Raw genomic sequence first — 19983 nt, 5'->3', positions numbered from 1 at the left:
GGCCGGGTGTGTGGCCGAAGCTGGAGCTGGCCTTGATGCCGGGCACCAGCTCGGTGCTGCCTTCGAAGGGCTGGAACTTGCCGGCATCCGCATACGGGCCGAAGGCGCCCATCGCGCCCTGGAAATAGCCTTTCTTGTCGGCCGGCGCTTTCTCCAGGTTCACCTTGCTCAGCCAGAAGTCGGCGTCGCGCTTGTCGGCGCGCACCACCGCGTTCGGGAAGGCCGCCTTGTCGCCCAGCACCAGGCCGGAGGCGTGGTCCGGATGCATGTGGGTGATATAGATCTCGTCGATCTGCTCGGGCTGGTAGCCGGCGGCTTTCAGGTTCGCGATCAGCTTGCCCAGGGTCGGGCCGAAGGCGCTGGCGGCGCCCGTGTCCACCAGCACCAGCTTGCTGCCGGTGTTGATCAGGAAGGCGTTGACCGAGGTTTCGATCGGCGCTTTCAGGAAGCTTTTCTTGAAGGCGGCTTCGGTCTTGGCCGGTTTGGCATGCAACAGCTTGTCCATCGGCAGGTCGACGGTGCCGTCGTTCAGGACGGTCACTTCGAAGTCGCCGAGCATGGTGCGGTAGTAGCCGGGCGCCTGGGTCTTGACCATGGGCGCGGCGGCGAAAGCCAGGCTGCCAGCCAGGGCCAGCGCGGTAAACAGTACGGTGCGGCGGGCCGCGAGAGTTTTCATCATTCTGAGTTCCCTATTCTGGATATTGCCGGGAACGCTAAGATAGCGTAAACGGCAAGATTCCGTCAGGGGCTCAGAAATTCATCGGCAGCCGCACGGAAAGCGTGATATCGGGTGTGTCGCGCGTGAGGCCGGCGCCGACCGCCACGTTCAGCGTCCGTTTGGCGTTCAGGCGGTAGGAAAATCCCATCAGCAAGGTGCCCAGCTGGGTGCGCACCGAGCCCGGCACCACGGCGCCGTTCTGTTTGGTGCGTCCCATGGACGCATGGTCGTAGCCCAGGCTCAGCGAGGCGCGTTCGTTCAGCGCCAGACCCATGCCGAAATTGAAGCCCACCACGCCGCCCGGCTTCACCTCGCCCAGCGGTTCGAATTCCCCCGCCAGCACCTGGCGGCTGAGATTGCTGCGCTTGAAGTTGTGCAGGTAGCTGATGCTGCCGAAGAAGATCGCCGGGTCGCTCGGGAACAGCCAGGTCAGGTTGGGCTGGAGGCTGTAGAAGCCCGAGCCGGTGGGCAGGTCCAGCGGCAGGCCGGTGCCGCTGGCGTTCTCGCCCACGCAGCGCCGGGTGCAGTCGGTGACGACTTCGAAGGGATCGCGCCCGGTGCGGGTCTTCACGCGCAGGCCGGCAATGTAATACGGCTTGTCGACGCCGCCGTCGTTGAGCTGGTGGCGCAGCGCCAGTTCGACGTCGCCCAGCGCCTTGCCGCTGGTGTCGAATACGCGCTCCACCGCCGTGCCCGTGAACAGCTCGCGGCTCACGGTGGAGTCCGAGCGGTAGACATAGGGCAGGCGGACTTCGATCTCGGTACGGTTGCTCAGGCCGAAGCGCCCGGCCAGCGTGCCGGTCACGGTGTTGCGCTTGACCTCGCGCACATCGATCAGGCCGATCAGCAATGCGGGAATGATGGTGTAGCCCACCAGCGCCACCCGGTTATTGGAGGAATAGCCGAATTGCAGCGAGGGTTCCAGCACATACTTGCCCTTGGCCGTCAGCACGCCGGGCGCCTCGAAGATGGGCGCGACTTCCGGCGGACGCCCGTCGCGCCGCGGCGCCTGGCCCACGGTTTCGCGCGCCGGGGCGGCCGGAGCGGCTTGTGCCGGGGCGGCCGGCGTGGCTTGCGCCGGCGCCGCCTGCTGCGGCCCGGCGCCCCGCTCCGCCGCCAGCTGGGCGTCGCCGAGGCGGCGCTGGGCCGCCAGCTCGGCCTGCAGGGCCTGCAGCAATTGCCGCTGCGCCGCCAGTTCCTGCTTCAGTACCTTGAGTTGCGCAGCGAGCTCGTCGGCCGACCGGGGGTCGGCCGCCTCCTGCACGGCGAGGGCAATGGGACTCATGATGAGGGCCAGGCCGATTGATCCGGCGCGCAGGGTCTGGGCAAGCTGCATGCTGTACGTCCTCCTTGTTGTAGCCGCGCTAGCGCGGCGTCACGGCTTGCGACAGGCTCTGCCGCAAGCTGTCGCCAAAATTCAGGCTGGTCAGCGCCGACAGGCTGTTGACCGTGGTGTTGATCGTGGTCTGGCTGCTGATCAGTTGGCCGTTCAGGCTGTTCTGCACCAGCAGCGGTTCCAGCGCTGCGCTGCGCAAGGCCTCGACGGGCAAGGCGCGTCCCAGGTCGGGCAGGTTCAGCTGCCGCTCGGCCACCACGGCGCCGTTTACGCTGACCAGGCGCTCGATGCTCAGCGCCGTCACCAGCGGCGGGCCGTCGAAACCGCCGCGCGCTTCGTCCAGCGCGGCATCCGGCACCGGCACCCAGCCCGCTAGTTCCTCGCCGCCCACCGGCAGGGCGGCGCACAGCAAAAGGACGATTGCAAGGCGTTGCATGCTCTTTCCTTAAAATTCACCGTTGCCAAGCTTGGGCATGGTGACGCGCCACAGGCTGTCGCGCTCGATGACCTCGCCCGGCGCGACGCGCGGCGCCACCTGCCAGTCGCGCGCCGCGTTGAACGCCGGTTTGCCGGGCCAGCCGTGGATCACGAACAGCAGGCGGTTCTGCCAGATGCTGTCGAAGCTGCTGCGCGCGATGGCGCGCGTGCCGCCGGACGGATCGCCGATCAGCACGCGCTGCGCCTGCACCCCCTTGACCACGACGAAGTGCCGGTAGCCGTTCTCCATCACCAGCACGATGGCGGGAAACTGCGCCTCGGCCAGCTTGTCCAGCGGCTGCTGGAAGCCATCCGCCATGAAACCATGGGCAGCCAGGAAGCGTTTGATATCGAGCAGGGAAAAGCCCTGCTGGCGTATCTTGGCCTGGTCGCCCTGCAGGAACATTTCGCGGAAGGCCTGCTGCTCCGTCACCGGATAGTTGTAGTGGTAGCTGAGCAGCGTTGCCACCGCGGCCGAACCGCAGCTGAAGTCATACTGCTGGCGCACGGTCGTCAGGAAGCGCGCCTCCTTGAGGCTGGTCACGCGGAGCGAATAGCTGGCCCCGCCCACATTGGGCAGCTCCACTGCAGCGGCCTGGGCGCCGAGCAGGCATCCCGCGAGGACGAGGCGCAGCTTCATTTCATCTGTATGTTGACGATGGTCGCGTTCTGGATCAGCACATTGGCCCCGGAATTCTGGATGACCATGGGCAGCCCGTTCGCATTTGCAAACGCGCCGTCCGAGATCAGGTTGGCGCCGGTGACGACATTGGTGGCGCTGTTGCCGCTGACCGTGCCGCCCAGCTTCATATCGCTCCACGGGCGGTCCGTGCCGCCCCGCTGCGCCTCCAGCTGCTGTTCGGGCAGTGCGCCCGCCGGCGCCGCGGCAAGCCGCGCAGGCAGCATGCCCTGCAGCAGCGCCGCCACCGGCAATACGGTTGCCGGTGGCTCCGGTACCCCTGCCGCGCCCGCCGCCAGCGGCAGGCACAGCAGAGACAGCAGGACGGTCCCGGCGGACCGGCCCTGCCGCACCGGCGCCGCATGGCGCCGGATGGTACGGAAGGCGTTCATCTGCTGCCCACGGCCAGGTTGGCCTGCACGTTGACGCTCTGCTGGATCAGCGAGGAGAAGCCGTTGTTCTGGCTGACCACCATGATGCCCGCCGCCGACTGCCCCACACTGCTCATCGTGTTGGACATGTCGAAGGTGCCGGCGTTCACATTGTTGGTGCCGCCGGCGCCGCCGGTGCCGCCCGCGCCGGCGCCGCCCGTTGCCGTGCCCGCCGTGTTGGCGCCCGTTGCGCCGCCTGCGCCGCCGGTATTGCCGCCGCCGCCGGCGCCGCCCGCACCGCCGTCACCGGCCGTCGCGGTCCCGCCCGTCGCTGCCCCGCTGGTGGCCGCGCCGCCCGTGCCGTCGCCGGCCGCCGCACCGGCGCCGCCGGTATTCGACGCCAGGCCGCTGCTGCCGCCCGTGCCGCCGGCCGCACCGGCCGCACCGGCGCCGCCCGAGGCCGTGCCCGCACCGCCGGCCGCACCGCTGCCGCCGGCGCCGCCGGTGCCAGCCGCGCCGGCGCCGCTGGTGCTGGCGGTGGCCGCGCCGGCCCCGCCGGCACCCGTGGTATTGCCGCCGCCGGCCGCGCCCGCACCGCCGCTATTCGAGGCGCTGGCTCCCGATCCGCCCGCAGCGCCGGCCCCGCCGCTGCCGCCCGCAGCGCCGGCCCCGCCGGTTCCGGTGCCCGCCGTGGCGGTGGCCGCGCCCCCGGAGCCGGCCCCGCCTGTGCCGGCTCCGCCGCCGGCGCTGGTGGTCTGGTCACCCATGGTGGGCGGCGGACCGGCCGTTTCGCCGCTGCCGCCGCTGACGGTGCCGGTGGCCGTGGCGGGGCCGCCGCTGGCGCCGCCGCCGCTGCCTTTGCTGCCGGCCCAGGCGCCGCCCACTTCGGCATAGCCGCCGGCGCCGCCGGCCCCGCCGCTGCCGCCGCCGCCCCCGCTGCCGCCCTTGCCGCCGCTAGCCCAGCCGGTGCGGCCGCCATCGCCGCCGTTCGCGCCATAGGCATTACCGCTGTTGCCGCCGGATCCGCCGGTCGAATCGCCGATGCTGCCGCCGCTGCCGCCGCTGGCGCCGCCGCCGGCCCCGCCGTAGCCGCCGCTGCCGCCCGTGCCGGCGCCGCCGGCGCCGCCGGCCCCGCCATAGCCGCCGCTGCCGCCGGCCCCGCCGGCGCCGCTGGCCGCGTTCGCGGCATACCCCCCGCTGCCGCCGCTGCCGCCTTCACCCTTGCCGCCCATCACATGGCCGGTGGAGGCATTGCCGGCCGTGGCATAGGCGCCGTCGCCGCCGCGTGCGCCGTCGCCGCCATGGGCGCCGGCGCCGGAGCCGCCCTTGCTGTAGGCATCGCCGCCGGTGGCGCCGCCGCCGGTGCCGCCATAGCCCTTGCCGCCGTTGGCGCTGCCATGGTTGGTGGCCATATTGCCGATGTTATTGATCTGGTTGTTGGTGACGGTGCCGGACAGGCTGCTGGTCGCCGTAGCGCTGGACGAATTGAAGGAGTCGCTCAGTGTGGCGGTGGCGGTGGCGCCGTTGTTGGCGGCGGCGGCCCCTTCGGCCAGCGCGCGTGCCGCGCCCGAGCTGTTGTTGTTGTTGTCCGCCGAACTGGTGTTGGTGCTGGAGTCCTGGCTGGCGGTGCCGGCCCCGTTGTTTTGCGCCCCCGGGCCGGTCTGCGTGACGCTGGGATCGGTCGATTGCGCATAGGCGTTCGCGCTCAGCGCCAGGGCAATGGCGGTAGCTAACATCGATTTCTTCATGTTATTCCTCGCTGAAATGATTGGGGGGGGAGAACGACCGGCCGCCGCCCGGCGCACCGGTTCCCGCCTCCTGTCGCAAACTTGATGCCAGTCGGGCGCCCTGATGCATAAGCACTTGATATTGCTGGCAAATTTGTAGGAATATGCCCTATGTGGCAGCGGAATGCGCGCCTACGCCGGGTCCGGCTGTCACGGGAACGTGACGCGGACGCAAGCGCGCGTCATAGGAGAAGTGGAGATTGCGGTCCTGTCACAGCCGAGTGACATGGAGACACAGCCATACCGCGCCTCAGGCCTCATCCTGCGCTGCGCGCTTGCGGGATGGCAGCTCGATGCTGTGTTTGGCCAGCAGGCGATACAAGGTCATCCGCGACACGCCCAGTTCGCGCGCGATCGCCGTCATGCTCTTGCCGGCGCGCAGGCGCGCTTCGATGGCGCTGCGTTCGGCGCGCACCCGCGCCCCGTCCAGGCATTCCTGCAGCGCCGGCGCCGGCTCGTTGTCCAGGCCCAGGTCCTGCGCCAGGATCAGGTGCCCTTCGGCCATCACGGCGGCCCGGCGCACCCGGTTCAGCAGTTCGCGCACATTGCCCGGCCAGTGATGGGCCCGCAGTGCGGCCAGGGCGCGCGCGCTGAAGCCCTTCACGCGCCCGGCGCGCTCGGCCGCGTAATGGTGGAAGAAGTGTTCCGCCAGCGGCACCACATCGTCGCTGCGTTCGCGCAGCGGCGGCACTTCCAGGCCCAGCACGTTCAGGCGGTAATACAGGTCCTCGCGGAAGGTGCCGCGCTGCACCGCTTCGTGCAGCTTGACGTGGGAGGCGGCGATCACGCGCACATCGACCGGTATGCTGCGCGTGCCGCCCAGGCGGTAGATGGTTTTCTCCTGCAGGAAGCGCAGCAGGTTGCTCTGCTGCTCGAGCGGCAGGTCGCCGATTTCATCGAGGAACAGCGAGCCGCCGGAGGCCGATTCGATCAGGCCCGGCTTGCTGCGCATGGCCCCGGTGAACGCACCGCGCTCGTAGCCGAACAGCTCGGACTGGATCAGGTTGGCGGGCATGGCGCCGCAGTTGATGGGAACAAAGGGGCCGCCGGCGCGCAGCGAATGCTCGTGCACGGCCTGCGCCACCAGCTCCTTGCCGGTGCCGCTTTCCCCCCAGATCAGCACCGGCGCATCGGCCGCCGCCACCTTGCGGATCTGGCGGCGCAGCTGCGTGATCGGGCGGCTGCTGCCGGTGAGCCGCATGCTGCTGGTGGAAAAGCCGGAGGACGGCAGCTGGTGCAGGCAGGCCAGGCCGTAGGCATGGCCCAGGGCATGCCGCAGCCGCAAGGGATCCACGGGCCTGCTGTGGTAGTCGAAACAGTATTCGTGCACGAGTTGGCGGCAGCGCTGCGACTGCAGGGCCGGTTCATCCACCAGCGCCGTCCATTTCACCCGCCCGTGTTCGTGCAGGAAACGTTCGGCCTCGTCGAAATCACCGATATATTCGTCCAACACCAGCAGGCCGACCAGGGGACTGTTGTGGCGCAGCCACTGCGCCGCCTCCATCCAGCCAGCCTTTACGCAAACGTCGAAATCCCCTACCCCTTCCCCCAGCTCTTCGGTGCGAAAGCGCCGGTTGGCGCTCACGCACAGGAGCTGTCGTGATGTCATGTCTCGCGATTCCCGTGATGGTTGCAGTCCCGATGCTTGCTTGCTGTGCGTCACAAGCCCGGATAGAATGCGTCCGCAGATTTCACCACATGAAATAAAAATTTATTAATGGTGCAAACCTGGCATCAAATGGGGAGAACGTATGGATCAATATAGGCTAACGCCGGACAAACTGCCAACACTAAAGCAGCGGCTGGCTTTGAGGGTGCTCAACGCCTTCGGCTGGAATATGCGCTACCGTCCGCTTCCCGGCCCGCGCGGCATCGCCGTGATCTATCCGCATACCTCGAACTGGGACTTCATGGTCGGCGTGTTCGGCAAATGGGCGCTCGACCTGCCCTTCCGCTGGCTGGCCAAGGATTCGCTGTTCCGCATTCCCCTGCTCGGCAAGTGGTTCCTGGCGCTGGGCGGCCAGCCGGTGGACCGCAGCGCCGCCACCGGCATGATCCAGCGCCAGGCGGAACGCATGAACGCGGCCGACTGGTACTGGCTGGCGATTACGCCGGAAGGCACGCGCGGCTACCGCCCGCACTGGAAAAGCGGCTTCTACCACCTGGCCGTGGCCGCGAAGGTGCCGCTGTGCCTGATCTACATGGACTATCCGAACAAGGTGCTGAGCGTGGTCGACCACGTCACCCTTAGCGGCGACCAGGAAGCCGACATGGCAACGCTGCGCGCCGTGTTCGAAGGCCACCTGGGCAAGCATCCCGAGAAGGCCGCCCCCATCATCCTCAGCGAACGGCGCGAACACCCGCGCTGAGCGTCACAGCGCCATCAGCGCCACCCCGGCAGCGGCGATCGCCGCGCCGGCCAGGCGCAGCACCCCGCCCGCCGATACCTTGCCAATGGCCCGTCCGGTCCACAGCAGCAGCGCGCTCGCCAGCATGAAGCCCGCCGCGCTGGCGGCCTGCGGCAGTTCGTGGCCATGGGCGCTGCCATGCAGCACGGCGAACAGGCCCAGCAGCGCAGCGCCGGCCCACGAGGGCATGCGCACCGCGGCGGCCAGCAGGCAGCCGCTGAGCGCCACGGTGGCCGCGATGCCCGTCTGCAGGCCTGGAATGCGCAGCCCCGCCACGACGCTCAGGGCGCCCAGCAGCATCATGCCCAGGAAGGCCGGCAGCAGCTCTCGGCCGCCCCGCTGCTGGCGTGCGCTCCAGACGCCGGCGGCCAGCATGGCGAGCAGATGGTCGAGTCCGGTAAGCGGATGCAGGAGGCCGGCGAAAAAGCTGTCCGCCGCGCCGGCATGGCCCGGATGCGCCATGGCGGGCAGGCTGATGGCCAGCGCGGCAGCCGCGGCCGCAAAGCGTGCGGCGGTCTGGTTACGGTTCATGCGGTCTCCTTGCCGGCAAGCGCGCCGGGGCCCAGCAGGCCCTGTTCGCGGATGAAGTCGATCACGCGCGGCACGCCGTCGCCGCTGCGCAGGTTGGTGAAGATGAAGGGACGCCCGCCGCGCATGCGCTTCGCGTCCTGCGCCATCACGTCGAGGTTGGCCCCCACGTGCGGCGCCAGGTCGGTCTTGTTGATGATGAGGAGGTCCGAGCGCGTGATGCCCGGCCCGCCCTTGCGCGGGATCTTCTCGCCGCCCGCCACATCGATCACGTAGATGGTGAGGTCCGACAGTTCGGGGCTGAAGGTCGCGGCCAGGTTGTCGCCGCCGGATTCGACCAGGATCAGTTCCAGCTGCGGGAAATCGGCCTGCATGCGGGCGATGGCTTCCAGGTTGATGGAGGCGTCCTCGCGGATGGCCGTGTGCGGGCAGCCGCCCGTCTCCACGCCCATCAGCCTTTCGGCCGGCAGCGCATTGGCGCGCAGCAGGATCTCCATGTCCTCCCGCGTGTAGATGTCGTTGGTGATGACGGCCATGTCGTAATGTTCGCGCATGCCCTTGCACAGCATTTCGCACAGTGCGGTCTTGCCCGAGCCGACCGGCCCGCCTATGCCGACGCGCAGCGGATTCGAAGTTTGCATCATGGTTCCCTTCTCAGGATCGGTATAAACGGCCGTGCTGCACCTCGTGCTGCATCGACAGCAGGGACAGTCCCGGCGCCCAGTTCGACATGTCCGCCTCGCCGATGGACTGGGCGGCCAGCGCCGCTGCTTCGATGGCGGGCTGCAGCGACAGCAGCAGCTTCTGGCCCGCCACCTGCCCCAGCGGCACCGATTTCACGCACACCAGCACCTGGTTTTCGGTCCAGGAAAACAGCATGGCGAGCAAGGCCTCTTCATGCGGGATGCCGAGCGCGGCGACCGCGCAGGCATAGGCGGCGGGCAGCGGCACCTCCTGGTCCAGCATGGCCAGCACGCCTTCGTCCGCAATGCCCAGTTCCGCGATCAGGCGGCTCAGCGAGAAGCCCATCTGCACGCTCTCGGCGCGGAACTCCGCCGTATCGCGCGATGCCAGGCAGCGTTCGCTCAGTTCAGCCACGGCCTGTGCGTCGCGCCGCGTGAAGGCCTGCATCAGCCGCCAGCACAGCGGCGCCTCCCAGCGCGCGACGATTTCCGACAGATGCCTTGCGATCCACTCGCGCGCCGATTCCGCGTCGTGCACCATGCCCTGCTCCAGCGCGGCCTCCAGTCCCTGCGAGTAGCTGTAGGCGCCGACCGGCAGCGCCGGGCTGGCAATCTGCAGCAGGTGCAGCAGCTGCGCGGCCTGGATCATTGCACACCCTCGGGACGATGGATTTTCTGGCGCAGCGGAACCGGCGCAAGCGGATGCCCATGCTCATGGTGGTGGTGCCCGCCGCCGTACGCGCCGGATTCCGGCTCGAAGGGTGCGGACTCCTCATCAACCTGCGCGCCAAGGCCTAGCAGCATGTCCTTCAGCACAGCGTCGGCGCGGATGCGCAGGAAGCCCTCGCCCACCTGCGCCTGCGTATGCCGGTTCCCCAGGTGGAAGGCGCAGCGCAGCAGTGCCTGCGGGTCGGCGCAGCTGACGCGGTAGGTGGCTTCACGCGCGGCGAGCACCTGCACCACGCGCCCGTCATCGCCTTTCAGCAGCTCGCCGTTACGCAGCACCGTGCCGCGCACCGTGAATACCGCCACTTCTTCGCCGGTATCGAGCACCGCGCGCAGGCGGCATTTCTCGCGCAGTTCATAGGGCAGAACCAGTTTCGCGGCGATGCTTTCTGCAACAGGGACTTTGGTATGGAGTGTTAACATAAGGGTGTTGGCAGAAGCGTCAGAAAAGGAAATAGCGCTGCGCCAGCGGCAGCACCCGGGCTGGCTCGCAGACCAGCAACTGGCCGTCGGCGCGCACCTCATAGGTTTCGGCATCCACTTCCATATGCGGCGTGAGGCCGTTATGGACCATGTCCTGCTTGCGCAGCGCGCGCATGCCTTTCACCGCAATTACTGGCTTGTTCAGCTTGAGCTGCTCGGCGACGCCCGCATCGCAGGCGGCCTGCGACAGGAAGGTGAAGGACTTTTTCAGGCCGCCGCCGAAAGCGCCGAACATCATGCGGTAATGCACCGGCTGCGGCGTGGGAATCGAGGCATTGGGATCGCCCATCTGCGCCGCCGCGATCATGCCGCCCTTGAGGATCATGGAGGGCTTCACACCAAAGAACGCAGGCTTCCACAGCACGATATCGGCAATCTTGCCCGCTTCCAGCGAGCCGAGAACGTGCGATATGCCGTGCGTGATGGCGGGATTGATCGTGTACTTTGCGATGTAGCGCTTCACGCGGAAGTTGTCGTTGCGCGAAGAATCTTCCGGCAGCGTCCCGCGCTGCACCTTCATCTTGTGCGCGGTCTGCCAAGTGCGCATGATGACTTCACCGACCCGGCCCATGGCCTGGGAATCGGAGGACATCATCGAAATGGCGCCGAGATCGTGCAGGATGTCCTCCGCCGCAATGGTCTCGCGGCGGATGCGCGATTCGGCGAAGGCCACGTCCTCCGCAATGGCCGGGTCCAGGTGGTGGCAGACCATGAGCATGTCGAGGTGCTCGTCCAGCGTGTTGACGGTATAGGGCCGCGTGGGATTGGTAGAAGAAGGCAGCACATTGCCCTGCCCGACCGCCGCGATGATGTCCGGCGCATGGCCGCCGCCAGCGCCTTCGGTGTGGAAGGTATGGATGGTGCGGTCCTTGAAGGCCGCCAGCGTATGTTCGAGGAAGCCGCCCTCGTTCAGCGTGTCGGTATGGATCGCCACCTGAATGTCCATGCGGTCCGCAACGGACAGGCAGTTATCGATGGCGGCGGGCGTCGTGCCCCAGTCCTCGTGCAGTTTGAGGCCGATGGCGCCGGCCTGGATCTGCTCTTCCAGCGGCAGCGGCTGGCTGACATTGCCTTTCCCGAGGAAGCCCAGGTTCATGGGAAAGGCATCCGCCGCCTGCAGCATGGCATGGATGTGCCAGGGCCCCGGCGTGCAGGTGGTGGCGGCGGTGCCGACCGCCGGCCCGGTGCCGCCGCCGATCATCGTTGTGACGCCGCTCATCAGCGCCTCCTCGATCTGCTGCGGGCAGATGAAATGGATATGGCTGTCCACGCCGCCCGCCGTCACCAGCATGCCTTCGCCCGCAATGATCTCGGTCGCCCCGCCGATCGCCATCGTCACGCCGGGCTGGATGCCGGGATTGCCGGCCTTGCCGATGTCCGCAATGCGCCCGTCCTTGATGCCGATATCGGCTTTCACGATGCCCCAGTGCTCGATGATCACGGCATTCGTGATCACGGTATCCATAACCTGCGCATGCGGAAGCTGCGACTGGCCCATGCCATCGCGGATCACCTTGCCGCCGCCGAACTTCACTTCCTCGCCATAGATGGCGTAATCGCGCTCGATCTCGATGAACAGTTCCGTGTCCGCCAGGCGGATACGGTCGCCGGTGGTGGGGCCGAACATCTCCGCATAGGCGCGGCGTGGAATGGTCGCCATCGTGTGCGGTTCAGGGTTTGTCTTTGAGTTTGCCGTTCACGGCGCCATTGAAGCCGTATACCTCGCGGTCGCCCACCAGCTGCACCAGCTCCACCGTACGCTGCTGCCCCGGCTCAAAACGCACGGCGGTGCCGGCAGCGATATTGAGGCGCCTGCCATAGGCCTTCCAGCGCTCGAAGGACAGCGCGGGATTCACCTCGAAAAAATGGAAATGCGATCCGACCTGGATCGGCCGGTCTCCCTTGTTGGCAACGACCACGGTAATGGTCTCTCGGCCTTCATTCAGGCCGATGGCGCCTTCTTCGAGCTTGTATTCGCCGGGAATCATGATGGTATCCATGTCTTGTCAGGGAATGGGGTTATGGACGGTGACGAGCTTGGAACCGTCCGGGAAAGTGGCTTCCACCTGGATGTCGGGAATCATTTCGGGAATGCCTTCCATGACATCGCTGCGGCTCAGGATCTTGGTCCCGTCTGACATCAGCTGCGCCACGGTCTTGCCGTCGCGCGCGCCTTCCATGATCGCGGCGCTGATCAGCGCCACGGCTTCCGGATAATTCAGTTTCAGTCCGCGCGCCAGGCGGCGTTCGGCCAGCAGGCCGGCTGTGAAGATCAGCAGCTTGTCTTTTTCTCTTGGCGTGAGGTCCATGCGGGCTCCGTTCAGGTACGCCAGCTGCGGGGATCGAAGGCCTCGCGCTGCAGCAGGTGGGGACGCAAGGTGCGCCAGACGGCCAGCATCAATTCGCGTGCGGCCTCGCTGTCGTCGCCCAGATAGCGCACCGTCAGCAACTGCCGGATCTGCGAGGCGCCGAAGCGCAGCTCGGCGCTGAGCGCGCGGACCGACTGGAGGACGTCCTGGCGCAGCGGCGCGCCAACGGCGATCATGGTGGCGCACACCGACTGGCCGGCAAGCCCCAAGGGACTGCCGATCGCGGCGGGCGTCATGCTGCCCTGCTCCCACCACAGCAGCTTGCCGCCGCGCGAAATGCGCGTGCGCTGGCGAATGCCGCCCGCCGTGAAGCGCTCGCCGGACGCGCGGCGGCCGAGGCAGAAGATTTCGCAGCCGAGATAGCTGGCATCCCCCGCCAGCGCAATATGCTGGTCCAGCTCCACTTGCGCTTCATCGAAGAAAATGGCTTCCTGCGGCATCCACTCCACGGATGCGCCGGCGCCCACGGCCAGCGCCAGGCGCTGGCTGGAGACGCGGCCATTGGCCCTGTACCACTTGGCGGCGCCGGGCGTGGTGAGGAAAGCGTGGGCGCCGGGGCCGACGTCGGCATCAATCTGCAGCTGGTCGCCGCCCACCACACCGCCGGGCGGGTGCACCACGATGGCGTGGCAGACATGGGGCAGTTCGGGATACAGCGGCTTCTGCACGCGCAAGGGGCCGCAATGTTCGCGCGTCGTCAGGCGGGTGATGCCGTCCCGGGCGGAAAAGCCGAGCGTCAGCCGGCCCTGCCATGCGCTGTGCTGCGCATGGGCGTCTGGACTGCCGTCGGAACGGCGGATGGAACAGTCGGGCATGAAAGGCTCAGGTAAAGGCTACGCCGATCCTTTCTGCAATTTACATGCCAGTCCGGCCGGGGCAAATCCCCCGGTTGGCCGGACCAGTTTGCACCAGCGCACGGCATTCGCACCGCATTGGTGCAATCTGCCGCAGCTACAGTCCAGCCCGCCGGATGGCCGTACCCGTCCACCTTGGGGTCAGGCACCAAGGTGGACACGGGCTCTGCCGTTAGTATGGTCCTTTGCCGCCTTCGGCGATGAAGCGGTCGATGCGGGCGGCCAGCACCGGCAGCGGCACCGAGCCCAGTTCCAGCACGGTGTCGTGGAAGGCGCGGATATCGAACTTCGCGCCCAGCGCCGCTTCGGCCTTCCTGCGCGCCTCGATAATGGCCATTTCGCCGAGGTAGTAGGACAGCGCCTGGCCCGGCCAGGAGATGTAGCGGTCCACTTCCGTTTCCACTTCGTGTGCGGAGAGTGCGGTGTTCTCCATCAGGTAGCGCAAGGCCTGCTCGCGCGTCCAGCCCTTGGCGTGGACGCCGGTATCGACAACAAGGCGCGACGCGCGCCAGGCCTGGTAGCTCAGCATGCCGAACACCTCATACGGGGTTTCATAGATGCCCATCTCGGTACCGAGGCGCTCCGAGTACAGCGCCCAGCCTTCGCCGAAGGCCGAGATATAGGCGTTGCGGAACGGCGGACGGCCCTTCTGCTCCAGCGCCAGCGGCATCTGGAAGGCGTGGCCCGGCGCCGATTCGTGCAGGGTCAGCGCCGGAAGGCTGTACAGCGCGCGCGCCGGCAGGTTGTAGGTGTTGACCAGGTAGACGCCGGGACCGCCGCGCCCCGAGGTGTAGTACGGCGCCTGCTCGGGCGGCACCGGGATGATGGCGAAGCGGCTGCGCGGCAGGCGGCCGAAATACTGGTCGGCCTTGGCATCGAACTTCTTCGAAATCCAGGCGGCGCGCATCAGCAGTTCTTCCGGCGTCTTCGCGTAGAACTGCGGGTCGGTGCGCAGGAACTGGAGGAAGGCCGGCAGGCCGTCCTTGAAGCCCACCTGCGCCATCACCTGCTCCATCTCGGCGCGGATCCTGGCCATTTCGGCAAGGCCGATCTGGTGGATCTGGTCCGCGCTCATATTCGTGGTGGTGAACTCCACGATCTTGGACTGGTAATAGGCTTTGCCGTCAGGCAGGCGCTCGGCCGCCAGCGCCTCGGTGGCGCGCGGCAGGTAGTCCTTGCGCAGGAAGTCCAGCAGGCTGGCGTATGCAGGCAGCACGGATTCACGGATCGCCTTCAGTGCACCGGCGCGCAATTCCGCCTGTTCCGCGGCCGGAATGGAGGCAGGCATTTCCTTGAACGGTTTGAAGAAGGCCACGTCTTCCGGCTTCGCTTCGGCCACCATGGCCACCGATTTGTCGCGTCCCTGCAGCGTGACTTTCGGCGGCGTGAAGCCGCGCGCCAGGCCGGCGCGCATATTGTCCATCTCCTCGCGGAAGTAGCGCGGCACGTCGTTCAGCTGGCGGATATAGGTGCGGTACTCGGCGGCAGTGCGGAACGGCTTGCGCGCTTCGCCGGCGAGATTGGACCAGAATGCGGAGTCCGCATTGAGCGGCTTTTCATATTCGCGGAACTGCTGGTTCGCCAGCAGCGCGGCGATCTGCGCGCGGTAGACGGCAAAGTTGATGCGCTCCGCGGCGGACAGCTTCGCCACCGGCAGCCCATCCAGCTTTTTTCAGCACGCCTTCCCAGTAGCGCTGGCGCGCCAGCTGGGTGGCGGCATCCACGCGCGGCAGGTCGCCGCGAATGGCTTCCGTATCGTCCTCGTCGTCTTCCAGATGCTGGCTCTGGCGCCACTTCCACTCCTGCTGGTGGATGGCGCGGAACTGCGCGTCGGCCGATTGCGGCGCTGCTGTAACGGCCGGCGATGCAGACAGCGCGAGCGCTATGGCGAGGGCGATACTGGAAGGCTTCATGGTGTCTCTTTTTTTCTGGAGTGAAGGAAGTCGGCTGCGATGGCGGTGCTCAGGAAGATCTTGCCGTTCAGGATATCTGGCAGGCTGCTGTCGCGCAGGCGGTCCATGACCGGGCCCTTGACTTCGGCCAGGTGCAGGCCGATGCCGCGGCGCTTCAGGCTCGCATTCAGTTCGGACAGCGCAAACAGCGCCGTGGTATCGATGGAGTTCACGGCCGACATCACCAGCAGCAGGTCGCGCGCCGTGGGATGGGTGCGCAGCTCGTCCTCCACGCGTTCAGTCACGGCTTCCACGTTGCCGAAGAAGAGATTGGCATCCACCCGCAGCATCAGCATTTCGGGCTGGGTTTCCGCCGGATAGCGTTCGATATTGCGGAAATGCTCGGTGCCCGCAATGCGCCCCAGCACCGCGATATGCGGGCGGCTGGCACGCCAGATCAGGGTGCCCATCGACAGCACCACGCCCACCACCACACCCGCCTCGATGCCCAGCACCAGCACGCCGATACAGGTAACGGCCCAGGCCAGCGCATCGGCGCGGTCAAAGCGCCAGGCGGTGCGCAGGGTATCCAGTTCCAGCATGCCGAGCACCGCGACGATGATGGTGGCGGCCAGCACCGGCAGTGGCATCAGGGCCAGCCAGCCGGTGGGCGCGATCAGGGCGAGGCCGAGCAGCACCGCACAGATGATGCTGGCCAGCGGCGTAACCGCACCGGCCGCGAAATTCACGGCGGAGCGCGACAGGCTGCCCGTCACCGGAAAGCCGCCGCTGGCCATGCTCGCGATATTCGCGGCGCCGAGCCCGATCAGCTCATGGTTGCTGACCAGTTTCTCATTGCGCTTCTGCGCCAGCGTCTGTGCGGCGGACATGCTGATCAGGAAGATGATGAAGCCGATCAGGAGGCCCGGCTTGAGCAGCGCATACCAGTGCTGGGACGAGGTTGCGAGATTCAGCTGCGGCAGGCCGGAAGGCACGGCGCCGGTAACAGCCACGCCCTGCCCGGCCAGGCCGAACATCGCCACCAGCGCGGTCGCGCCCAGCACCACCAGCATCGGTGCCAGCTTGGAGGCGATATCCGCCTTGCCGGCGCCCATGCCGCAGCGCTGCAGCAGCGGCGACAGGTAAAGCCGGGCCAGCACCAGCAAGACGATGGCGCCAAGTCCCAGCGCGGCGCTGGGCAGATGCATGTGCGGGAACGATGCGCCGAGCAGGGGCTTCAGCTGTCCGTGGACGATCACAAGCGAGGAGCCGACGGTAAAGCCGCTCATCACGGGACGCGAGAAGAAACCGGCGAGGAAGCCCATGCGCAGCAGGCCGCACAGGAGCAGCACCACGCCGGCGATCAGCGCAAGCTGGCCGGCCAGCACGGCATGCAGGCCGGGACTGCCGTGTGCCAGCGGCGTGATAATGGCGCCGGTCATCAGGGCCACGATGGCCATCGGGCCGACCGACTGCGTCATGCTGCTGCCGAACATGGCATAGATGATGGGCGGCAGGATGCTCGCATACAGGCCGGCGACGGGCGGCAGGCCCGCCACCAGGGCATAGGCCATCCCCTGCGGAATCATCATCATCGCCACGATAAAGCCCGCGCCGACATCTCCGGCCAGCGCCTCGCGCCGATAGCTCCTCAGCCATTGCAGCATGCCAAACCCATCACACAATCAAAGGCGCAAGCCTACCACGGCTGAGTCCGCGACACGAGGGGCCTGGCCCCAAGGTGTCGCAGACTCGGCTGTTAGCGGGAGATGGTGGCGGCGACGGTGTCGAGGATTTCGGTGGCGGTGGCGGGGTCGTCCGCGGCGCGGGCGAGGATCAGGGCGCCGATCATGCTGGCGTAGCTGGTAATCGCCTGCGCTCGGCGCTCGGCGGGACTGCCGGAAGGCAGCGCATCCGCCAGCAGCGCGATCTGGGCCATGGTGCCTTCCGTGACCGCCTGCCGTACTTCGGGACCCACGCGCGCCACATCCGGCCCCAGCGAGGCCACCGCACAGCCGCGGCCGGGATTGTCGCGGTGCTTCATCGTCAGGTAGGCGCGCGCCAGCGCCGCAACCGGCCGCTGCGGGTCTTCGCTGACGATGCGGCGCCAGCGCTCGACCGAGCCCTGCATCGCCTTGCCGCAGGCTTCCGCCAGCAAGGCCTCCTTCGATTCGAAATGGCCGTAGAAGCCGCCGTGCGTCAGCCCCGCCCCTTTCATCAGGTCCGCCACGCCAATGCCGTCGAAGCCCTTTTCGCGGAACAGCCGCGCCGCCGTTTCAACGATGCGCTCCCGGTTCTGTGCTGCCTGCTCTCTGCTGACTCTCATGATGGCCACCTCAAAATTGCTTGACTTTATTAATTATAGTCGTAATATATGCAGCATACATGATGATCATCATCAAATCAACCAATGAGGTGTTTTATGAAATACAAATCATTCGGCCGCCGCTCCGGCCTGCGGGTATCGCAGCTGGCCCTGGGCACCGGCAACTTCGGCACCGGCTGGGGCTACGGCTCCGAACGCGAGGAGGCGAAAGCCATCTTCGACCGCTACGCTGAAGCCGGCGGCAACTTCATCGACACCGCCGACGGCTACCAGGGCGGCCAGTCCGAGCAGATGGTGGGCGACTTCATCGCGTCCAACCGCGACCATTTCGTGCTCGCCACCAAATACACGCTGGGCGTGGCCGGTGTGAACAACATCAGCACCACGGGCAACAGCCGCCGCGCCATGGTGCAGTCGGTGGAAGCCAGCCTGAAGCGCCTCAAAACGGACCGCATCGACCTGTACTGGGCCCACTTCCCCGACGGCGAAACGCCGGTGGAGGAAATCATGCGCGGCTTCGACGACCTGGTGCGCGCCGGGAAAATCGTCTATGGCGGCCTGTCCAACTTCCCCGCCTGGCGCGTTGCGCGCGCCGATGCCATTGCCGAGCTGCGCGGCTGGGCGCCGCTGGCCGGTATCCAGACCGAATACAGCCTGGCCGAACGCTCGGCCGACCGCGAACTGCTGCCGATGGCCGAAGCGCTGGGCCTGGGCGCAACCCTGTGGTCGCCGCTGGGCGGCGGCGTGCTGACCGGCAAATACCGCAACAATGAAGAAGGCCGCCTGCAGGGCTTTGGCGGCTTCCTGCTGCGCAGCGAAAAGAGCGAGCGCGACAAGGCAGTGGTCGATACCGTGCTGGACATCGCGCAGGAAGTGGATGCCAGCCCGACCCAGGTCGCCATCGCCTGGCTGCTGCAGCGCGATGCCGGCTCCGCCACCAGCCTCGTGCCCATCCTCGGCCCGCGTACGCTGAGCCAGCTGAACGGCACGCTGGACGCGCTGAAACTCCAGCTCTCGCCTGAGCAGATGGCGCGCCTCGGCAGCGTAAGCGCCGTGCCGCTGAACGCAGCCCAGCAAACCACGCTGGAAACTGCCGGCCGCCTGGCGGGCGGCACGCCGGAGCTGTTGCTGCCGTCCGCCTTGCCGGCGGCATGAGGAGCGCACCATGAAAGCTGTTATCAGCGCCTATGCGCGCACGCCCTTCCACTTCGCCCGCAAGGGCAAGCTGGCGGAAACCCGTCCGGACACGCTGGGCGCACAGGTCGTTACCGGCTTGATGCAGCGTACCGGCCTCGATCCCAGGCTGATCGACGACGTCATTCTCGGCTGCGCCTATCCGGAAGCCGCACAGGGCAACAACCTGGCGCGCATTGTCTCGCTGCTGGCGGGCTTCCCTTTCGAGGTGCCGGGCATGACGGTGAACCGCTTCTGCGGCTCCTCGATGTCGGCGATCCATATCGCGGCGGCGCAGATCGAAGCCGGGCTCGGCGAAGCCTATCTCTGCGTGGGCGTGGAATCGATGAGCATGGTGCCGCAGGGCGGCTTCAACTTCTCGCCGCATCCGCAACTGCTGGAGAGCACTGATACCTATATCAGCATGGGCAACACGGCTGAGAATGTGGCGCAACGCTATGAGGTATCGCGCCAGGACCAGGAGCAGATGGCCTACGAGTCGCACCGCAAGGCGGCAAGCGCCCGCGAGACCGGTTTGCTGGCAGACGAAATCGTTCCGGTGCTCGCCGCCAATGGCGAAACGGTGGTGGAAGACGGCTGCATCCGTCCCGGCACCTCGCTCGAAGCGCTGGCCGCCCTCAAACCGGCATTCCGCGACGACGGGGTGGTGACGGCCGGCACCTCCTCGCCGCTGACCGATGGCGCCTCCGCCGTGCTGGTGACGAGCGAGGAATTTGCCCGCAAGCATGGGCTGAAACCCCATGCGCGCATTATCGGCATGGCCTCCGCAGGCGTGGCCCCGGCGATCATGGGCATGGGGCCGGTGCCCGCATCGCGCAAGGCATTGGCGATGGCCGGCATCGACGCCGCGCAGCTGGACGTGGCCGAAGTGAACGAAGCCTTCGCCTCCCAGGCGCTGGCCAGCATCCGCGAATTGGGGCTGCGGGCTGAGATCGTCAATATCGACGGCGGCGGCATGGCCATCGGCCATCCGTTGGGCGCCACCGGCGCGAGGATTACGGGCAAGGCCGCGGCCCTGCTCGCCCGGCGCGGCGGGAAATATGCCTTGGCCACACAATGTGTTGGCGGAGGACAAGGTGTTGCAACAGTCCTTGAAGCAATCTGATTAGTGTGAGTGTCTTTTGGCGGCAACCGCATCTCCCTGCGGCGGCC

The 19983-nt window shown here is 67.3% G+C and carries 22 protein-coding genes; 3 read left to right on the top strand and 19 right to left on the bottom strand.

From position 1 onward, the window contains the following. The 7 genes from ACJRPG_RS07245 to ACJRPG_RS07215 form a co-directional block, all read right to left on the bottom strand. Positions 1-676: MBL fold metallo-hydrolase (locus tag ACJRPG_RS07245; RefSeq protein ID WP_407999366.1), on the bottom strand; the 676-nt coding region annotated here is incomplete at its 3' end. A 73-nt stretch (positions 677-749) separates the two neighbouring features. Further along, the gene (locus ACJRPG_RS07240) at positions 750-2054 is read right to left on the bottom strand and encodes an acetate kinase (RefSeq protein WP_407999365.1); all 1305 of its coding nucleotides are present in this window, start codon (positions 2052-2054) and stop codon (positions 750-752) included. A 28-nt stretch (positions 2055-2082) separates the two neighbouring features. Next, positions 2083-2490, bottom strand: coding sequence for a hypothetical protein (locus ACJRPG_RS07235; RefSeq protein ID WP_407999364.1), 408 nt, complete (start codon positions 2488-2490; stop codon positions 2083-2085). A 9-nt stretch (positions 2491-2499) separates the two neighbouring features. After that, positions 2500-3171 carry a C39 family peptidase gene (locus tag ACJRPG_RS07230; protein ID WP_407999363.1) on the bottom strand — a complete coding sequence of 224 codons (672 nt, stop codon included), beginning with the start codon at positions 3169-3171 and terminating at the stop codon, positions 2500-2502. Beyond that, positions 3168-3602, bottom strand: coding sequence for a hypothetical protein (locus tag ACJRPG_RS07225; RefSeq protein ID WP_407999362.1), 435 nt, complete (start codon positions 3600-3602; stop codon positions 3168-3170). Before ACJRPG_RS07225 ends, ACJRPG_RS07230 begins: the two co-directional genes overlap by 4 nt. Beyond that, positions 3599-5329: a hypothetical protein gene (locus ACJRPG_RS07220; RefSeq protein WP_407999361.1), complete on the bottom strand. Its 1731-nt coding sequence runs from the start codon at positions 5327-5329 to the stop codon at positions 3599-3601. Before ACJRPG_RS07220 ends, ACJRPG_RS07225 begins: the two co-directional genes overlap by 4 nt. Before the next feature lie 289 nt (positions 5330-5618). Beyond that, positions 5619-6977 carry a sigma-54 dependent transcriptional regulator gene (locus tag ACJRPG_RS07215; RefSeq protein ID WP_407999360.1) on the bottom strand — a complete coding sequence of 453 codons (1359 nt, stop codon included), beginning with the start codon at positions 6975-6977 and terminating at the stop codon, positions 5619-5621. 205 nt (positions 6978-7182) lie between these two features. Between ACJRPG_RS07215 and ACJRPG_RS07210 the strand changes: the two genes are divergently transcribed. Continuing rightward, entirely contained in the window at positions 7183-7737 is a 555-nt protein-coding gene (locus ACJRPG_RS07210; RefSeq protein ID WP_407999390.1) for a 1-acyl-sn-glycerol-3-phosphate acyltransferase, read from the top strand. Positions 7738-7740: 3 nt separating this feature from the next. On the opposite strand, the gene ACJRPG_RS07205 is transcribed toward ACJRPG_RS07210, so the two are convergent. The 12 genes from ACJRPG_RS07205 to ACJRPG_RS07150 all read right to left on the bottom strand — a co-directional run bounded on the left by ACJRPG_RS07205 (position 7741) and on the right by ACJRPG_RS07150 (position 17637). Beyond that, complete coding sequence (locus tag ACJRPG_RS07205) at positions 7741-8307, bottom strand: HupE/UreJ family protein (RefSeq protein WP_407999359.1); 567 nt, start codon at positions 8305-8307, stop codon at positions 7741-7743. Beyond that, positions 8304-8948, bottom strand: coding sequence for an urease accessory protein UreG (gene ureG, locus ACJRPG_RS07200; RefSeq protein ID WP_407999358.1), 645 nt, complete (start codon positions 8946-8948; stop codon positions 8304-8306). The genes ACJRPG_RS07205 and ureG overlap by 4 nt, the downstream gene beginning before the upstream one ends. 10 nt (positions 8949-8958) lie before the next feature. After that, positions 8959-9633, bottom strand: coding sequence for an urease accessory protein UreF (locus ACJRPG_RS07195; RefSeq protein ID WP_407999389.1), 675 nt, complete (start codon positions 9631-9633; stop codon positions 8959-8961). Continuing rightward, on the bottom strand, positions 9633-10136 hold the full coding sequence (gene ureE / locus ACJRPG_RS07190; RefSeq protein ID WP_407999357.1) for an urease accessory protein UreE: 504 nt from the start codon (positions 10134-10136) through the stop codon (positions 9633-9635). Before ureE ends, ACJRPG_RS07195 begins: the two co-directional genes overlap by 1 nt. A 19-nt stretch (positions 10137-10155) precedes the next feature. Next, the gene (gene ureC / locus ACJRPG_RS07185) at positions 10156-11856 is read right to left on the bottom strand and encodes an urease subunit alpha (protein WP_407999356.1); all 1701 of its coding nucleotides are present in this window, start codon (positions 11854-11856) and stop codon (positions 10156-10158) included. 10 nt (positions 11857-11866) lie between these two features. Next, a complete protein-coding gene (locus ACJRPG_RS07180; protein ID WP_407999388.1) occupies positions 11867-12184 on the bottom strand; it encodes an urease subunit beta in 318 nt (105 codons plus the stop codon). Between the two features lie 18 nt (positions 12185-12202). After that, entirely contained in the window at positions 12203-12505 is a 303-nt protein-coding gene (locus ACJRPG_RS07175; protein ID WP_407999355.1) for an urease subunit gamma, read from the bottom strand. An 11-nt stretch (positions 12506-12516) separates the two neighbouring features. Then, entirely contained in the window at positions 12517-13380 is an 864-nt protein-coding gene (locus ACJRPG_RS07170; protein ID WP_407999354.1) for an urease accessory protein UreD, read from the bottom strand. Positions 13381-13591: 211 nt separating this feature from the next. Beyond that, complete coding sequence (locus ACJRPG_RS07165; RefSeq protein WP_407999353.1) at positions 13592-15070, bottom strand: DUF885 domain-containing protein; 1479 nt, start codon at positions 15068-15070, stop codon at positions 13592-13594. Next, a complete protein-coding gene (locus tag ACJRPG_RS07160; RefSeq protein ID WP_407999352.1) occupies positions 14976-15332 on the bottom strand; it encodes a hypothetical protein in 357 nt (118 codons plus the stop codon). The genes ACJRPG_RS07165 and ACJRPG_RS07160 overlap by 95 nt, the downstream gene beginning before the upstream one ends. Further along, complete coding sequence (locus ACJRPG_RS07155; protein WP_407999351.1) at positions 15329-16978, bottom strand: SulP family inorganic anion transporter; 1650 nt, start codon at positions 16976-16978, stop codon at positions 15329-15331. The genes ACJRPG_RS07160 and ACJRPG_RS07155 overlap by 4 nt, the downstream gene beginning before the upstream one ends. Before the next feature lie 92 nt (positions 16979-17070). Beyond that, the gene (locus tag ACJRPG_RS07150; RefSeq protein WP_407999350.1) at positions 17071-17637 is read right to left on the bottom strand and encodes a TetR/AcrR family transcriptional regulator; all 567 of its coding nucleotides are present in this window, start codon (positions 17635-17637) and stop codon (positions 17071-17073) included. A 96-nt stretch (positions 17638-17733) separates the two neighbouring features. On the opposite strand from ACJRPG_RS07150, the gene ACJRPG_RS07145 reads away from it, so the two are divergent. Continuing rightward, positions 17734-18792 (top strand): aldo/keto reductase, encoded by a 1059-nt coding sequence (locus ACJRPG_RS07145; protein WP_407999349.1) that lies wholly within the window; start codon positions 17734-17736, stop codon positions 18790-18792. A 10-nt stretch (positions 18793-18802) separates the two neighbouring features. Beyond that, positions 18803-19936, top strand: coding sequence for a thiolase family protein (locus ACJRPG_RS07140; RefSeq protein WP_407999348.1), 1134 nt, complete (start codon positions 18803-18805; stop codon positions 19934-19936). Positions 19937-19983: the final 47 nt, after the last annotated feature.

The sequence above is a fragment of the Pseudoduganella rhizocola genome (genome assembly GCF_045984285.3).
Taxonomy (GTDB): Bacteria; Pseudomonadota; Gammaproteobacteria; order Burkholderiales; family Burkholderiaceae_D; genus Rugamonas.
Note: the sequence above shows the minus strand (reverse complement) of the source record. Positions and strands in the feature narration are given on the sequence as shown.

Bases quoted from the DNA above. Each gene is read 5' to 3' on its own strand.
- ACJRPG_RS07240 (WP_407999365.1), bottom strand. From the start codon at position 2,054: ATGCAGCTTGCCCAGACCCTGCGCGCCGGATCAATCGGCCTGGCCCTC.
- ACJRPG_RS07235 (WP_407999364.1), bottom strand. From the start codon at position 2,490: ATGCAACGCCTTGCAATCGTCCTTTTGCTGTGCGCCGCCCTGCCGGTG.
- ACJRPG_RS07230 (WP_407999363.1), bottom strand. From the start codon at position 3,171: ATGAAGCTGCGCCTCGTCCTCGCGGGATGCCTGCTCGGCGCCCAGGCC.
- ACJRPG_RS07225 (WP_407999362.1), bottom strand. From the start codon at position 3,602: ATGAACGCCTTCCGTACCATCCGGCGCCATGCGGCGCCGGTGCGGCAG.
- ACJRPG_RS07220 (WP_407999361.1), bottom strand. From the start codon at position 5,329: ATGAAGAAATCGATGTTAGCTACCGCCATTGCCCTGGCGCTGAGCGCG.
- ACJRPG_RS07215 (WP_407999360.1), bottom strand. From the start codon at position 6,977: ATGACATCACGACAGCTCCTGTGCGTGAGCGCCAACCGGCGCTTTCGC.
- ACJRPG_RS07205 (WP_407999359.1), bottom strand. From the start codon at position 8,307: ATGAACCGTAACCAGACCGCCGCACGCTTTGCGGCCGCGGCTGCCGCG.
- ureG (WP_407999358.1), bottom strand. From the start codon at position 8,948: ATGATGCAAACTTCGAATCCGCTGCGCGTCGGCATAGGCGGGCCGGTC.
- ureE (WP_407999357.1), bottom strand. From the start codon at position 10,136: ATGTTAACACTCCATACCAAAGTCCCTGTTGCAGAAAGCATCGCCGCG.
- ureC (WP_407999356.1), bottom strand. From the start codon at position 11,856: ATGGCGACCATTCCACGCCGCGCCTATGCGGAGATGTTCGGCCCCACC.
- ACJRPG_RS07180 (WP_407999388.1), bottom strand. From the start codon at position 12,184: ATGATTCCCGGCGAATACAAGCTCGAAGAAGGCGCCATCGGCCTGAAT.
- ACJRPG_RS07175 (WP_407999355.1), bottom strand. From the start codon at position 12,505: ATGGACCTCACGCCAAGAGAAAAAGACAAGCTGCTGATCTTCACAGCC.
- ACJRPG_RS07170 (WP_407999354.1), bottom strand. From the start codon at position 13,380: ATGCCCGACTGTTCCATCCGCCGTTCCGACGGCAGTCCAGACGCCCAT.
- ACJRPG_RS07160 (WP_407999352.1), bottom strand. From the start codon at position 15,332: ATGAAGCCTTCCAGTATCGCCCTCGCCATAGCGCTCGCGCTGTCTGCA.
- ACJRPG_RS07155 (WP_407999351.1), bottom strand. From the start codon at position 16,978: ATGCTGCAATGGCTGAGGAGCTATCGGCGCGAGGCGCTGGCCGGAGAT.
- ACJRPG_RS07150 (WP_407999350.1), bottom strand. From the start codon at position 17,637: ATGAGAGTCAGCAGAGAGCAGGCAGCACAGAACCGGGAGCGCATCGTT.
- ACJRPG_RS07145 (WP_407999349.1), top strand. From the start codon at position 17,734: ATGAAATACAAATCATTCGGCCGCCGCTCCGGCCTGCGGGTATCGCAG.
- ACJRPG_RS07140 (WP_407999348.1), top strand. From the start codon at position 18,803: ATGAAAGCTGTTATCAGCGCCTATGCGCGCACGCCCTTCCACTTCGCC.